General features: G+C 48.1%; 13 protein-coding genes and 5 pseudogenes. 7 read left to right on the top strand and 11 right to left on the bottom strand.

Going from position 1 to position 15125, the window contains the following annotated elements; translation table 11 throughout:
- Positions 1-30 precede the first annotated feature (30 nt).
- A pseudogene (locus JOY44_RS28525) lies at positions 31-225 on the bottom strand (hypothetical protein); the annotation flags it as partial.
- Positions 226-392: 167 nt separating this feature from the next.
- Between JOY44_RS28525 and JOY44_RS31920 the strand changes: the two are divergent.
- The 4 genes and pseudogenes from JOY44_RS31920 to JOY44_RS28510 form a co-directional block, all read left to right on the top strand.
- Positions 393-601 (top strand): annotated as a pseudogene (locus tag JOY44_RS31920) (IS66 family transposase zinc-finger binding domain-containing protein); the annotation flags it as partial.
- Positions 602-833: 232 nt separating this feature from the next.
- Entirely contained in the window at positions 834-2306 is a 1473-nt protein-coding gene (locus tag JOY44_RS28520; RefSeq protein ID WP_203032209.1) for a right-handed parallel beta-helix repeat-containing protein, read from the top strand.
- A gap of 75 nt (positions 2307-2381) precedes the next feature.
- Positions 2382-2570 (top strand): transposase-like zinc-binding domain-containing protein, encoded by a 189-nt coding sequence (locus JOY44_RS28515; protein ID WP_415881147.1) that lies wholly within the window; start codon positions 2382-2384, stop codon positions 2568-2570.
- Between the two features lie 46 nt (positions 2571-2616).
- Positions 2617-2929 (top strand): annotated as a pseudogene (locus JOY44_RS28510) (IS701 family transposase); the annotation flags it as partial.
- A gap of 6 nt (positions 2930-2935) precedes the next feature.
- Here JOY44_RS28510 and JOY44_RS31915 read toward each other — a convergent pair.
- The 7 genes and pseudogenes from JOY44_RS31915 to JOY44_RS28485 all read right to left on the bottom strand — a co-directional run.
- A pseudogene (locus JOY44_RS31915) lies at positions 2936-3022 on the bottom strand (recombinase family protein); the annotation flags it as partial.
- 281 nt (positions 3023-3303) lie between these two features.
- Positions 3304-3516, bottom strand: a complete 213-nt coding sequence (locus JOY44_RS28505) for a GNAT family N-acetyltransferase (RefSeq protein WP_281063347.1) — start codon at positions 3514-3516, stop codon at positions 3304-3306.
- Positions 3517-3579: 63 nt separating this feature from the next.
- Positions 3580-4341: an alpha/beta fold hydrolase gene (locus JOY44_RS28500; RefSeq protein ID WP_171576800.1), complete on the bottom strand. Its 762-nt coding sequence runs from the start codon at positions 4339-4341 to the stop codon at positions 3580-3582.
- 3 nt (positions 4342-4344) lie between these two features.
- Entirely contained in the window at positions 4345-5682 is a 1338-nt protein-coding gene (locus tag JOY44_RS28495; protein ID WP_171576799.1) for a family 1 glycosylhydrolase, read from the bottom strand.
- A complete protein-coding gene (locus JOY44_RS28490; RefSeq protein ID WP_242541943.1) occupies positions 5683-7233 on the bottom strand; it encodes a GMC family oxidoreductase in 1551 nt (516 codons plus the stop codon).
- A 177-nt stretch (positions 7234-7410) separates the two neighbouring features.
- A pseudogene (locus JOY44_RS31910) lies at positions 7411-7914 on the bottom strand (gluconate 2-dehydrogenase subunit 3 family protein); the annotation flags it as partial.
- A 71-nt stretch (positions 7915-7985) separates the two neighbouring features.
- Positions 7986-8858 (bottom strand): glucose 1-dehydrogenase, encoded by an 873-nt coding sequence (locus JOY44_RS28485; RefSeq protein WP_171576798.1) that lies wholly within the window; start codon positions 8856-8858, stop codon positions 7986-7988.
- A gap of 470 nt (positions 8859-9328) precedes the next feature.
- Between JOY44_RS28485 and JOY44_RS28480 the strand changes: the two genes are divergently transcribed.
- The 3 genes from JOY44_RS28480 to JOY44_RS28470 all read left to right on the top strand — a co-directional run bounded on the left by JOY44_RS28480 (position 9329) and on the right by JOY44_RS28470 (position 12301).
- Positions 9329-10054: a bacteriorhodopsin gene (locus JOY44_RS28480; RefSeq protein WP_171576797.1), complete on the top strand. Its 726-nt coding sequence runs from the start codon at positions 9329-9331 to the stop codon at positions 10052-10054.
- Between the two features lie 836 nt (positions 10055-10890).
- Entirely contained in the window at positions 10891-11493 is a 603-nt protein-coding gene (locus JOY44_RS28475; RefSeq protein ID WP_171576796.1) for a PEP-CTERM sorting domain-containing protein, read from the top strand.
- Positions 11494-11773: 280 nt separating this feature from the next.
- Entirely contained in the window at positions 11774-12301 is a 528-nt protein-coding gene (locus tag JOY44_RS28470) for a TrkA C-terminal domain-containing protein (protein ID WP_171576795.1), read from the top strand.
- On the opposite strand, the gene JOY44_RS28465 is transcribed toward JOY44_RS28470, so the two are convergent.
- The 3 genes from JOY44_RS28465 to JOY44_RS28455 all read right to left on the bottom strand — a co-directional run bounded on the left by JOY44_RS28465 (position 12298) and on the right by JOY44_RS28455 (position 13615).
- Entirely contained in the window at positions 12298-12474 is a 177-nt protein-coding gene (locus JOY44_RS28465; protein WP_171576794.1) for a hypothetical protein, read from the bottom strand. The genes JOY44_RS28470 and JOY44_RS28465 overlap by 4 nt on opposite strands.
- A gap of 12 nt (positions 12475-12486) precedes the next feature.
- Entirely contained in the window at positions 12487-12705 is a 219-nt protein-coding gene (locus JOY44_RS28460) for a hypothetical protein (protein WP_207211235.1), read from the bottom strand.
- Positions 12706-13432: 727 nt separating this feature from the next.
- Positions 13433-13615: a hypothetical protein gene (locus tag JOY44_RS28455; protein ID WP_171576792.1), complete on the bottom strand. Its 183-nt coding sequence runs from the start codon at positions 13613-13615 to the stop codon at positions 13433-13435.
- Positions 13616-15125 lie beyond the last annotated feature (1510 nt).

The raw sequence follows: 15125 nt of genomic DNA, 5'->3' as shown, positions 1-15125 counted from the left end.
TTACTTTAACTAGAGTGACATATGAGGATTAAAGTGCCCCTTGAGCCAATACTTGAGGATGGGAAACCACAGCGCTTTAGCACTCAACTGCGGCAGCATCAAAAACCGTTGCAAGTTCCGACGACGACTCTCAAATTGGATCGGTTGAGCAAACAGGGTCGCTAACCGCTCAAGTGATACTTGGCGTTCACTCTGCAACAACGTGATTAACATGGTCAGTGTCATCAATTGAATTTGAGAGAGTTATGCCGATAGGCAAGCCTGGTGAAATGGCGGCAACATATTTTGATGTGGTAGAGCGAATTCAAAGACCTCGCTCTATTTTCGTTTATTCGTGTGCTTCATTTCTACTTCCCAGCTTTGCTTTCGTCTTCACTGTCACCCCCTGAGATCCGCAACGCTACATCAACTGTGGAGAGGTGTTGCAGGGCAAAGACCTAGACCCATATTGGGTGCAGCAGGTCGAGATTCCCCCGGTGCGGCTTGTGGTGAGGGAACATCGGTTGCATGCCTCCGTTGTGGCTGCTGTGATACTGCCACAAAAGCATGGGATAAGGATGTCATAGTCGCGATCACCAGGTGCCGTACACATCCCAGGTTGACGCAGCAAGCTCTGTTAAATGCCACCCCAGAAACCCACTTGCGCCAGTGATTAGAAGTTTCATAGCCGTTTTATGAACGGGAAAAGCTGGACTCAAGAACAAATTCGGGGCAAAAAATTCGGTTAAAGTAGCGTAACCCCCCTCGATTCATAATCTGTTATGAAATGGTCAGTCTTTCGGTTCATTAGATTTGCGATCGTTCCCGTTCTATTGATCCTAAGCATCCATGGGTTGAATCCGGAGAATAGCCTTGCCAAAACCAGTCAACCAACCTTTTATGTTGCTACCAATGGAAACGATACCTACGATGGCTCATTCACTCGACCCTGGGCAACCATTCATCATGCGGCTGCAGTTTTAACGACTGGACAAACCGTTTATATTCGGGGGGGGATCTATCCAATTGCTCAACAAATTCAGGTTCATCATTCGGGTACTCAGGCCCATCCAATTACGTATGCAGCCTATCCCAATGAAGCTGTTGTGATTAATGCCGATCAAATTAACATTCTAAAGTCTGAAACCCCTCCCTTTCCTCACGACCAGGGTGCATTTCAATTAGAAAATGTTAGTTATATTACGGTGAAGAATCTTAGCATTAAAAATTCCCACAATTCAGGCTTCACTATTAGAAATAGTCACCACATCACATTAAAGAACAACCAAACTGAAAATTCTTTTTCTTCTGGAATTGGTGTTTGGGGAAGTCAAGGATCAGTGTCTCATCACATCAAAATTCTGGCGAATACTGTGATTAATGCAAATAACCTCAAACTGGGTTATGTCGGTGCTGAAACCGGAGAAGCTCCCCATGAAGCCATTTCTTTAGGCACTGTAGAACACTTTGAGGTGGCTTATAACCAAGTCCAGGATAGCCAAAAAGAGGGAATTGATGTGAAGGAGGCGAGTCAGCATGGTCAGGTTCATCACAATTACGTGCACCATGTCAAACGCCAAGGACTTTATGTTGATAGTTGGTTTGGTGTTTTAGAGGATGTTGAAGTTTTCCAAAACGTTGTACATGATTGCCAGGGGGCGGGCTTCGTTTTGTCTGTAGAAAGCGGAATTTCTGCTAGAAATATTCGAGTTCATCACAATTTACTTTATGACAATTGGGGCACTGGAATATTATTTGGACGATGGGGTGAAGACGGTTTACGCGAAAATATCAAAATTTATCACAACACTATTTATCATAACGGTTATGGAAAACCGAATCCTGGTGAAGAATTTTATTGGATTACTGGAGGTTTGTATCTCTTTTCCAACAACTTAAGATCCGTTGAAATTTCCAGAAATATTGTGAGTCAGAATGTGGGCTTCCAAATTGGATACAGCGATCGCTATTTAGAAAGTAATTCCAATATTCATCAGGTATTTCAACAGAAAAATATTCAGGTGTTTCAGAATTTGATCCATTCTCCTGACAATGCCCGCTCTTCGATCGAGGCGGGTTGGTTGCCGAACGATTGGGCAACGATCTATTCATTCAAGGGTAACAAAGCCATCATTGGTGATCCTCAATTTATGGATCCAACAGCGGATAACTTTTATCTAAAATCGTATTCTCCAGCAATCAGGAATCAAACACCTCTTTATCTGGGTGCATTTCCTTTGAGTGAGCAAAATCGGTTTTGGTGGCAGAAGAACTTTCCACCCCAAAGAACCAAGGGTAATGGTAAAGAGGAAAGGATGAGAGAATGACGGTGCTGTGATTCTAACGTTATTTGTTTTCATGTCTACCGCTCTGCCTGTCTGTCCAAGCTGTTGTCTAACTCTGTGATGAGAAACGGTCGAACCCGACATCAGAAGCAAAATCATAAATGTCGAGATTGTGGACGGCAATTTGTTGAAAATCCGCAATGGCGGATGATTGGCGAGGAAACTAAAGGCATCATTGACCGATTGCTTCTAGAAAAGTTGTCGTTAGCAGGAATTGCCCGTGCCCTGCAAATCTCAGAACTGTGATTGCAACAGTACGTTAACGCGAAATACCAGCAGATAAAGCAGGATGACAGAGTTTGTCGTCACAAACGACTTAACTCAATCTTCTACGGATGCGGTACAAGATGAGTGTGGCATCCGTTGAAAGATTGAGGAGTTTCACCGCGAACTCAAGCAGTTGACTGGCGTGGAAGCGTGTCAATGCCGCAAAGCGCGGATTCAGCGCAATCATATTGCCTGTGCCTTGCTCGTTTGGAGTCGCCTCAAAGCGATCGCTTATCAGACCAGTAGAACGGTTTATCAGATTAAGCAGGGAGGGAATGCTCTCAGATTACTTGATTGCCCAACTCAAGCATCCATCTGTTCAAATGACTCTTGCGTAAGTCCTGTTTGTCACACCCCGCCGTTTGCAGCGCGTCATGTTGTAACGCCAAATTTTGATCATCTGTTGAAACCCGTTCGTACCCAATCAACATGGCAGCGAGAAACTTGCAATGCTACAACTGTATCAAAACTCGTCGCGCCCGCCCTATTTTGATACATAGATTGATTGACAAGTTGTTTTACAGAGTTTGGAGGCTGAAACGCTACTTTACCCTGACAAACCCCAACCGTAAAACAAACGGTCGTTTGTTTTACAGATAACGTTCGCAATGCATCGGACGCAGATAATCTTCGCTAGCCCCCAGCATACTTCAGAGTTTCGGTGCATTGCGGTGTTATGCCGCGATTGCTCACCATTTGCTGCTTTTGGAGCTTACTTGCTGATTGCATAGCAATAACAGTCTCGTGGCTCTTTAGAAATATTAGGGTGAATGAACCAACGCTTCAACATACCTTCTCTCTGCATTCCAACTTTCTCCATCACTCGTGCCGATGCAGCATTTTCAACATCACAAAAAGCCCAGACTCCATAGATTTCATCCTGTCCTAATGCCCAATTAGTCAGTACTTGCATAGCTTCTAACATATACCCTTTAACCCTAGGACTGCCTTTATGCTGCATCAACCTACTTTGGATATAGGAGCCGACTCAGATCGTCAATTGAATCAATTCGCTGACAGCCTGAGGATTTTCGATCGGCAGCAAATGCCCGACCTGCGACACAACCACCAGGCGAGCGATTGCAAGCCGATCGACCACTTCTTGCTGAAGCATATCTTTGGACATAACCGGATCTTCCGCGCCAGCTACGATTAAAACTGGAACTGCAATTCTAGACATTTGGGCAGAAATATCCTCGCGACTGCCGCACTCCAACCAGGCTCGCCACGCGGCAGGAGAACTATGAATATTGTCTTGAATGACGCGATTGAATAAGCGATCAGGTAGTGAATGAGCCGTGATTTTGCGGACAGTTTTCTCTGCTGCGGCTCGATCGCCCCCGGTTTGTAGAAGGTGCGATCGTTCTGCGTCCTCCATCGGTTCTGGAGTTGGGGGTGAAGGAGCCAACAGCACCAGTGATTTTAGCTGAGCGATTTGAGTGGCTGCGATTGCCAGAGCAACTTTACCGCCCATTGAGTGACCGACCAGAATGTATTGCTTGAGCTGAAGCTGCTCTACCAAAGCCAAAACACAGGTTGCCATATCTTTTACGGTGTTGCCTGCGATCGGTTCAGACTCACCGAAGCCAGGCAGATCGAGGGCGATGCAGTGACATTCGTGCCGGAGTTGCGCGATTACTTCTGTCCAGAAGTTTGCTGAACCGCCAAAGTAGTGTAGAAACACTAACGCTGGGTTTCCCTCACCTTGCTCCAAGACATTTAGTTTTGTGCCGTTGACGATGTGCTGCACGGGTTAAATCTCCACCTTGAGCATGGCTGGCTCGTTTGTAACCTCAAACATTTCCCCGTGCGGGACGATCGTAATTTGACCAAATTCCTTCAGCAAGTCGTGGTATGCCTGGGCAACGGGTCGGGGGTTGCGGTCAAGGTCATACAGACCGCAGGCGTTCACCGTTCCTTTAACCTCTGCGAGTTCAATATCCCAATCAATCTGATCGGTGAGGCTGTACCAGGTGAAGCCGAGGACAGGAACGCCATCTTGCCGCATTCGTAGAATATTGACCCACTGCTTCCAGAGCCAGCAGGGAGCTTTTTCGGCATCAAAAACGTTGGTTTCAGTGTGCATGACGGGTTTGCGGTAGCGATCGTAATACTCGCGGGTAATTTGATACCAGCCCAATGTGTCTTCGCCCTGGCAAATGCTGCCGTCTGCGAGCATGATGCGTTCGTTGCGTCCGTAGTAGTCGTTGCCCATGACTTGAAATCCGGGCGGTTCACCTACCATAAACCAATCAAATTCTTCACGGGTGAGTCCGTTATCCAGCAGGTACATACAGACATGAGCATCGGGCGGCATGGCATACAGCAAATCGAGTGAGAGAAAGCGAAGACTATTGAGCAGCTTCACTTCCCGCGATTGCACCGCGCAGGCTTCGTGCGTGTATTCGGCGCTTTCACTTTGGATGACGACTAGATCGGGACGGCATTCGGCAATGCGCTGAGTCCCCAAAATGCTGGCAGCGACAATGTGCTTCATTGCCGTTACGAAGGCGCGATCGTCTTTCAACTGCTCATTCCAAAGTCCGTCTTTGGCACTGACACGCGCCGTAATATAAATCTCATTGACGGGCGTATAGTAGCGCACCCAGGGATAGCGATCGGCAACCGCAGCGCAGTAGTCGGCAAAGTGAATTGGCAGTTCGGGGTTTTGGAAGTTGCCCAACCAATCGGGAACGCCAAAGTGCAGCAAATCCAGAATCGGAGTAATCTCCAATCGCCGCATTTCCTGCATCACGTCATCGGCAAAACTCCAGTCATAGCGTCCTGCCCCCATGTGAATCTGGTGATAGGGCAAACCGTAGCGCAACACCCCCAGTCCCAAATCTTTTACAAGCTGCAAATCTTTGCGCCAGTGCTGATAGTGCCCGCATTCTGCAAGCTGGTCGCGGCGGGTGCGCCCCTGATTGATTGTCGGATAAGAACACTCGATTCCGGTAGCGAACATGAAATTCCCTGGTTTGTGGCTGGGAAGTCCGCTTCCAGTCGAACCTGCTGCGCCGCCCTGTCTATCACCCGGATATTGACCGTTGTGATATCGCTGCTGAATTAGATCGAGAAATCCTTGCGCCACTTATTGTTCTCCTGGTTGAGCTTGTTGCAAAAAGCGATCGGCAACTCGTAACGACAGCGCCATCAGCGTTAAAGCCGGATTCACGCTCAAAGCACTCGGAAAAATGGAGTTGTCCATGATGTAAAGGTTGGGTACATCGAACGATCGCCCGTCTGGATCAACCACAGCTTGAGTCGGATCAGTTCCCATGCGACAAGTGCCAATCGTGTGAGCATTCCGCGAAAAAGTCCATAAACTTTCTGCACCTGCGGCTGACCAGATTTGACGCATCAAGGCTTCAGCGTGGGCATTCATCCGCCGCTCGTTTTCACCATTGGTAAAGTGGACGCGCGGTTTGGGCAGTCCGCGATCGTCTTTCTCATCCGATAATTCCAGGTAGTTGTATTCGTAGGGTAAACATTCACCCAGAATATTGATGCCTGCCGTGTGATTGTAGCCAAACATATGAGAACGGAGGCGATCGCCCCACAGTCCCGATCCCCGTGCAAGCTGGGAGGCATAGGTGACGGGCATTACGCCAATACTCTGCAACAGATATCCTCCCGCAAAATCAGCGTCTTGAGGGCGGTGCGTGTCTTCAGAAATCAGCCCGCCCGGAATGCCCTTATAAGGACGAATATCTTCAGGAAACTGTCCCCACACCTGTACCCCTGGATGCGCCATAAAGTTGCGCCCAACCTGACCGCTGGAGTTTGCCAGGCTGTTGAGCAACAATAGGCGCGGCGTTTCGATCGCTCCCGCACATAAGAAGAGCGATCGACAGGGCTGACGTTTTTCCTGTCCTTCCTGCACATACACGACTGCCGTAATCTGACCACTCGCATCGGTTTCTAGGCGAGTGACAAAGCAACGTGATCGCACTTCTGCCCCGTGCTGAAGGGCGAGTGGAATAAACGTAACATCCATGCTGGCTTTTGCGCCGACGCTGCATCCTACCTGACAAAATCCGCGATTGGTACAAGCCGATCGCCAACCGACTCCGGGCTGAAAGTAAGGCGCAGAAAGGGCAGCATTCGCAGCCGGAGCAGTCCGAATGCCCAGAGCTTGACAGCCCCGCTGCATTAGTTGCGCCGCGCCGTTAAGCGGTAGAGGTGGAAGCGGATAGGGAGCGCGATCGGGTTCCCAAGGATAAGGTGATGCTCCCGATACACCTAAAAAACCTTCGACTTCTTCGTAGTAAGGCTGCAAATCTGCGTAGCTCAAGCACCAGTCTATTCCCACGCCAAAATCACGATGCAGATGAAAATCATCGGGTTGCGGTCGCGGCACATATGCAGTGTAGTGCAGAGTCGAACCGCCTACGCCAATGCCTGAATTGTTGTTGCCAAAGGCGATCGCGTCTTCTCCTGCACTCAATCGCTCGTCTGTCCAAAACAGCTTGGATTGCGATCTCTCATCCGTGGCAAAATCTTGTGCCGGATTCCAGAATTCTCCGGCTTCTAGTGCCACAACCGACAGACCTGCTTGTGCCAGACGAGCTAACAGCGGCGCACCTCCTGCACCTGTACCAACGACAACCGCATCGACCGGGTGATCGAGAGAATAGACAATCGGGGGTGTTACCGGATGTGAAGGAGTAGAAATCGGGGGAATTTGCTCTGCCTTTGAATCTATCTTTGTGTCGATATCGACTACATCGGTGAGTGTCTGAGGCTCCCAAGGCTCTAACTGGTTTAGCCCGATCGCCTGCCAGCCGTGAGCATCTGCCATACCTACATAGCCAATTGCTTCTTGCGCTAATGGGTGGCTATAGTATGCCTCCGTTAGTTCAACCAGCAACTCTTCAAAATATAGATCGCTAGGGAGCGTCTCCCAAGTTGTTCCCGGTGCTTTTGCTTGCTGAACTGCTTGCAGCACCGCATCTTGTTCAGCCTCATTTAAAGATATAAATCCTTTGCCAAAGAGAGATCGCGCACTCTCTTCTAGCCCTTGCAATCCCAATTGATGGGCTTTGGAGTCAGGCGGCACTGTGTCATAACGCCAACCGTCCCCGATTCCTGTTGCCAACCGTTGATCGAGTGCTAAAGCTAGGGCGATCGCTTCGACTTCTACTTGAGGGATCAGCCGAGCGGCAGCAGCTTGAAGAATCGCAAATGATGCTTGATCAAAAAAGCTGGGTTTCGAGTCAGATACTTCCAGCCTTTGCTGAAGAACTTCCTTAGTTTTTGGCGTGACTTGTGAAGTACTTAATAGATGGCGAACTGTTCCAGACGGGTAAGGGGTTTGCTCCATGAATGTGTTCCGTTGATTTTGTTTGAAGCAGTTTGCCCTTCATTAATACACTGAGAAATGCACTGAAATTGTTAGCCGCTTGACAGTTTACCGCCCGTGACTTCAATAATGCTGCCTGTAATGAAACTAGAGTCTTTAGATGCCAAAAATACATAGGCTGGAGCGAGTTCTTCGGGTTGACCGGGACGACCCAACGCAACCTCGTGCCCAAAGTTTTCGACTTCTTCAATCGGCATTGTTGCTGGGATGTTGGGTGTCCAAACTGGACCTGGGGCAATGGCGTTGACGCGAATTTTGCGATCGGCTAAATTTAACGCCAGTGCTTTTGTAAAAGCGTGAATTGCTCCCTTGCTGGCGCAATAGTCAATCAGCATCTCATTCCCAACTAAGCCTACAATACTGCCCGTATTGATAATCGCATCCTCTGCCGAAAGGTAAGGAAGAGCCGCTTGCGCCATGTAGAAGTAGCCAAAAATATTGGTTTCAAGAGTCCGGCGGAATTGTTCTTCACTAATATCTTCAAACTTCTTTTGCGCCATTTGATAAGCGGCATTGTTAACGAGAATATTTAGTCCGCCTAGTTCAACAACTGTCCGCTCGATCGCATGACGGCAGTCTTCCGAGTGGCGCACATCACCCTTGATCGCAAGACAGCGCTGCCCTTGAGCCTCGACCATTGTGCGGGTCGTGTTTGCATCTTCCTCGTTCTCGTTGTAGAAAATGGCAACCTCTGCCCCTTCCATTGCAAAAGCCAAGGCAACTGCCCGTCCAATTCCCGAATCACCCCCTGTCACTAGCGCAACTTTGCCGCTAAGTTTGCCTGCGGGTAAATAGCTCGATAAGTCGGTATCAGGCTGAAGCGCCATGTCTGCTTGGCTCGCAGGATAAGGCAGTTTCTCTCCTGAAATTTCGCTAGAAATGGGGCGTGATTCTTCGCTTTGCATAGCTTATGGGATATGAATAATTTAGTCTGTAAGGAAATGATGAACTGAGGCAGAAGTTAAATCGAATGCCAGTTTTTTCGTAGTATTTTGTATACACCTTGCACTATTGCCTGCTTTACTTATATTGACATCTCTCTATTGGTGGAAGTTACTACAGTTGTAGTCCAATCAGTCTGTGGTACGCTGCTGCAGCCAATGAGTAGAACTTATAAAACCCGCCTGTTGCTCCATATCCCAATTGATCTGCTAGAAATTTGTGCAAAGCTAAGCAACAAAAGATAAACCCTGCCTCTACCCAGTTAACTGCTCGCTTATCGTAACCAGTAGCAATCGCTATTCGAGAGACAGATACGCATCAGCTACGACTCAAATCCCAAAATCTATCCCCAAGAATCTGCCCTTAGAATCATGCAGACAGAGTCGTGAGTCTGAGACGGTATGGGTAAACTTTTGGGGTGATTGCAACTGCTATGGCTCAAACTTGGCTTTGGATTGGAGTAACTTGCATGGCGCTGGGCGCTACATTTTTTGGCTTTGGTAGCCACAATGCTAAAACCGAAGGCTGGAGAAAGCTATATACGCTCAGCTTTTTTATCTGCCTGATTGCCAGCGCTCTTTATTTAGCGACGGCTTTGGGGCAGGGGCAGAGCATAGTTTATGGTCGCCCCACCGTTTGGGTTCGCTATATTACTTGGTCTTTGTCTACACCACTGCTGTTGCTGATTTTTGCCTTTTTGGGTCGCACCAGTCTTCCTCTAACGGGCAGTTTGCTGGGGTCCAATGCTTTTATGATTGCGACGGGGTTAGTGGCAACCCTCTCCCCCAAGCCGATCAACTATATCTGGTATGTCGTCAGCTCTGCTGCATATTTAGCTGTGATCTATTTACTGCTGGTGCCCTTCAAGCACGAGGCTGAGCGCAATCGTCCCCGCACCCAAACAGCCTTTAACCGTCTGATTACTATTCATTTGATGCTTTGGACGGCTTACCCGATTGTCTGGATTTTGGCTCCCACCGGCATTGATGCCATCGGTCAGGACTTTGAAACGATGTTTTACACGATTCTAGATGTGGCCTCTAAGGTTGGCTTTGGCTTTCTCTCACTCAACACTTACAGCAAAATTGAGCGCATCGGTGCAGTTGCTGAGGATTTAGAGTCAACTGCGCCGATTGTCCCATTTTCGGCGACTGGTTGATCAAACACTAGAAGCCTGAAACGGCGCAAAATCGTTCTTCGCAATTTGAAGTGTCCCATTTATGGCTCAAAACGGGACAGTTTAAGCCATCAGGCACCCAAGTAAAGCAACCGCTAAAAGGACCAGCGGGCGCATTTGAACAGAAAGTTACGGTTTTGGCCAAAATCCTTCTCCTGCAATACTTTCATTTCCCATAAAGGCAACCGCTAGAAAAACGACCGTTTTCTTTGTGCCGAGCTTTTCGCCGCAATAAGGTCTTTATCAGCACAAGAAAACTCATCAAGAAATCAAAATCAGGTTACATGGTCAGCTCTAAGTTTCCTGACACATCGAAACCGTAACTTTCTGCAAGGATGCGCCCGCTGGTCCTGGATGCTGACGTGGCTCGACTATCTCCGTTAATTTATGGGCATATCCACATGCTGGGACGTTATTCTTTCGCAGTACCAGAGGTGGTTTCTAGAGGCGAATTGAGGATGCTGCGCAATTCATTGGAGGAGCCTTAAGTGCATTTACCGTTCCACTGCTCTCTAAAACCACGAGCGACTTCTGACCAGAGAGACGCGTAAAGCTATTAATAATCACGCTGACAGCTTTTTGCAGGGAGCATAGTCGTATCCGTAAACACATCAGCAGCGACGGTCAATACAGTTCTTCAGCAGGATGTAGATTCAGTGAAGCTCCCGTGTAGATTCACTGAAGTTATCGTGAAAGTTCCGTAAAGTTCCCGTGAAGGAGTAAGGGAGAACACGCGTTACTCAGAAGAAATCGGTACCGTAGCTATTAGTATTCCTTGAACCAAGGAACATAACTATTACCTGAGAGGAGCTCTTACAATGACTCGATTTCTTCCCTCGCTTGCGACGGTGGCGGCTGGACTAACGCTAGGTGCGAGTGTGCTGTCAGCAGAAGCAGCTCAAGCCCTTAGTTTTTATGACTTCAATATTCAGTGGGCGGACACCACCACCACCACGGGTTGGGTTCAGGTGGATGATACGCCGGATAGTCAATTCTCACTGCCTGACGACGGTTTTCAGGAGCAAACATGGACTTTAAGCAGCTTGCTGGATGCCAGCTTCACGCATGAGGGCACACCCTATGGAAAATCTGACATCACTAACCTGTCTTTGGTGCGGGCTGCTTTTCAAACCGACGTTTTCCAACAGAGGTTCGGCTATCTCTACAACAGCATAGGCTTATCTTTTGCCAACCAGTTTTTCGGTGCTATTGACTACGGTGCTGATGGCAGCCCAGCCATTGAAACCGACTACGCTGACAAATTCAGTGTAGTCGCGTCTACAGATAATACAATTTCAGTCAGCCTCACAGAGCGTCCATCGGAAGCGGTGCCTGAACCCACGACCATGGCAGGACTGGCACTCGCCGGGGCTGGAATGGCAGCAGTCCGCCGTAGGCAACAGCGCAAGAGTGCCGCCTAAGCAACGAGACACGATCGTGTTTTATAAGTCAGCCCTGACACGAGCGATGTAAAAACACCCACTCGCTGCCCTTAGTGAACAACTAGGGGTATTTTTATAGCTTTTTGCGACCTTAAAAGGTTTCGGCAACAGTGACGATCTTCTTGCCCGCGACCAGACACAACGGATGGGGGCGAGCGCCAAAACTCTCAAGAGGGGAAGAAGTAAGCGCGTAGATTCACCTCAATGAAAAGTTTACTGAAAAGCAGCACATTCTGAATTGCTGTGAAGGTTTGAGTTAGTGAAAAAGGTCTTTGCGGGAGCAGCCTTTGGTGAAAATATCCTGAGTCTGTTTCGGCTAACTAATCAAACCATTCTGGTGACGGAATACCACATCGAGGCAACCGATACTTTGCATGGTAAACTTCTGGCACAGGTTGTCTACGGCTATGAAGTGGTGCCGATCGCGTACCCGTCTCATGCTGATGCTCATCTGAAACTGATGCCCTCCGATGATATCCGGTTGCAAGTGGGCGATCGTTTAATCGTTTTGGCCACGATTCAGAGCTTACAAAAGATTGAATGGGGAATCCCTACCCCGCCCCGACGATGGCAGTTGCAAGCACTCAAGCCCTTGAATACAGGAGCCACCTATGACGCTGGAAATACCCTGGAAAGTATCTCTGGATGCGAATTGAGCGAAGCTAGAGCCTTCATGAATCGTTTACCGGAAAACTCAGATGCTCCCGGTTTGATGGACTCTCCCTCTATGATCACTAGGCGGCTCATCTGCTCCGCAAACTCCGCAAACTATTACCTGTTCAGTTAATTCCGTTCTAAAACCACGGCATCAACGACCAATTTTTTTCGTTTCGGATCTACATCTGAAACAATCCAGCAAAGACAAGGCTGCCACTGTGCTACGATACTCCCAATTTCTGCTTGTACCGCTAAGCTGTTATCCAGTAAATCAACTTCAATTGAAATAAACCGCCCCACCATAACCATTCTCCTTTAACTTGCCTCCTGAGCTACCTGGGGCACCGGATTCTCAATGGGTTGGCTCTCTCTCGGATTGACTCCCACCAACCACTGGCCTTGGGCTGTAGTACAGGCTACGTAACCAGTCTTTGGATCTACGGCAAAAATGGTTAGCTCCTGCCTACCATAGTCCTGTTGGATCATCTGATTTGAGCCAATGTAATACATCTTATCGCCCAGTTTAAATCTCATGGCTGGCTTAGAATTAGAAGATCCCATCTTCTTAACTCTATCTTAAACAAATTCTATTGGGTCAATTGAAAGTAAAAAATCTAGTTGAGTATCGTAATCTTACCAACAAGGTATTTTCACTCTAAAGGTAGATTGACTTCACTTACTTTGAAAGTGAGTGTCAGATTAAAAGCAGCTTTTCTCTAAAAACTTATAAATCCTTTCATTTTTAAGTGTTCATTGCGGTACAAAAAGCATGATGTGAATAGATTCATTTGGGTTTGATCTAGGCAATCGCCTAAAAAGTTAATACCCAAGAACGGAGGGACGTAACATTAAGCATTACCCCTCCCGCAAAAGGCGCATTCAACTCCCTATCCTGCGTGCCGATTCACACTTATCGTTTGATCATCAGCGATCGTGTCCTCAAGTACAGCATCCGAGGGGCTAGGAGTAAGACCATCTACAGTGTCTTAGTCAGGGGCTGCACCATTCAGGTCTTTCTGGGCTGCGTCCATTTCCGCATCTGGAGTACGGCTGATAGCATTGGGATCAGATCGATGAATTGGTTGAGACAAGCCTTAAGCCATGACGACTTCTAGGTGAGCGAAACTTTGGCAAGTGTACCTCCACAAAGTAAAGCTTTAACGCTTCGTTGTTGTCTATTTAATGACCTATTCCCCTGAAAAGAGCGGTGCTACGGGGATGTCTGAGACTTGTGTATTACAGCAGACAAATTGTAGTTAAGTTAGGGTGTTACCTGTTTTCCCAAGGATCTGAGCATTTGGGCTTTGACTTCTATGGCCCACTCCTCAAAATCCGGTCTGCTCTGATTCTGCCGTCTAACTTGATTAATCCAATCCTGTAAATCAAAGGTGTCTTGGTCACGCAGGGATTGTTTAGGGGGGCGCTCTATCTGCTGAGAAGTCATGAGATATTTCCTCTCTTAAAATCTGAAAGTGAGGATAAAAACGTTTCTCCATGGGAATTGAGAAACGCTCTAAATTGTAGCTGTTGATACAGGTTTAGTCTATGAGATTGCTGCTCTCAATAGGTTAACGCTGGGCTAAGATTTGGTAAATTCAGTAGTCCGCCTTTACGTAGCAAAGGAACAATTCCCAACGCTATCGATTCATTCCCTGCGCCGCTTTCTGATGGTTGCGCGCCAGGGAGAATTGCGCCAACGCAAGCAGGAAGACTTGGCGAATCAGTCCAGTTGCCTGACTTTAGTTACCAAGTAGACAGGGGTTGCGTTCACTGCGACAACTATAGCGACAAAACTCAAGGCTACACTTCCTTTGCAGCAAGGAATTTAGCCTTAGCGTTGGTTTTTGTTCTGTTGCTACGTAGAGGCGACATTGTACTAATCAAAAATCAGTCGTACATAGCCTCTTTTGATGCGGTTTCAATGGCTGAAAGCCCCATTCTCTCGTAGTACTTCTGCCCCTTCCATAGAAGTGCTGCTGAGCCTCGCTTCAATAGATTCTCTAAAACTCAATCCAAATAAGGCTTTCCAGCCTATCTTGCACTTTTTTAGTCGTATATCGGTTCAACCCCAAGTAAAATCTGTACTGGCACCTTTTTGCCCTTATGTCGGCGTGCGATTCGTTTCTGCCCAAGTCAAGCCCCTCCACCAGGCTTGAAATAAAGCAGAGTCAGGGTGTTGAACCTTGATAACTCAACTTCTGTGTGGTGCGTCCCTTTGGGACAATTCCATCTCCCCTAGTGCTGGGGTAACAGCCTAGCCCTCAGGTGTGCGACTGACTCTCAAGCATCTGAAGCAGGGCTAAAAGGCGGTCACTCAGAACCCGACTGAGAATCCCGTCGAGCAGAGCTGCATAGGGCTAACGCCAGTGAATCCACATCTGAACCATCGTCAAAGGTGAACAAGCCCACGCGGGTTTACGGGCTTGCCCAAAAGGGAACGGATTCGAGGCAGGCAGTTGCCGATCTGACCTGTTAGCACTCTCATACAATCCCGGTGGAAAGTGGGAGCCTACGTGCAGCGCAAAACGGAAGTTGGGAACGAGGTAACCCTCACCATTGTTCTCCTGATCACTGGATCAAGAGCAGGTAGTCAGCCGCAAGCCTGGTGAGGGAGGGATTGTCTCAGAAGCTAATGCCTTTGGGAAAGCCAGAGGATATGCCGACGGAGACACAACCATCAGGAAAGTTGCGTTGTGAGTCGCAATGCACACGTCATGAGCGAGTTAACGACTACGTATGGATGAAGCACCAACCTCTAGCGTCAGCAGAAGCAGTTGGTGTTGCAGTTGCTAAAACAAAGCCACTAAGCCATGAGTTAAGGCAGTTTGCCAACGGCTAATGGTATGCAAGACAAGCACCCGATGGTTGAGGAGCCGTGTGCCAGAAAACTGGCAAGCACGGTTTTGTAGCAGAGGGTAGGGCAGTGATGTCCTACTCGACTGCATCTTAACCCC

The sequence above is a fragment of the Leptolyngbya sp. Cla-17 genome, assembly GCF_016807185.1.
GTDB lineage: Bacteria > Cyanobacteriota > Cyanobacteriia > Leptolyngbyales > Leptolyngbyaceae > ULC077BIN1.
This window is presented reverse-complemented; position numbering and strand designations above follow the sequence as displayed.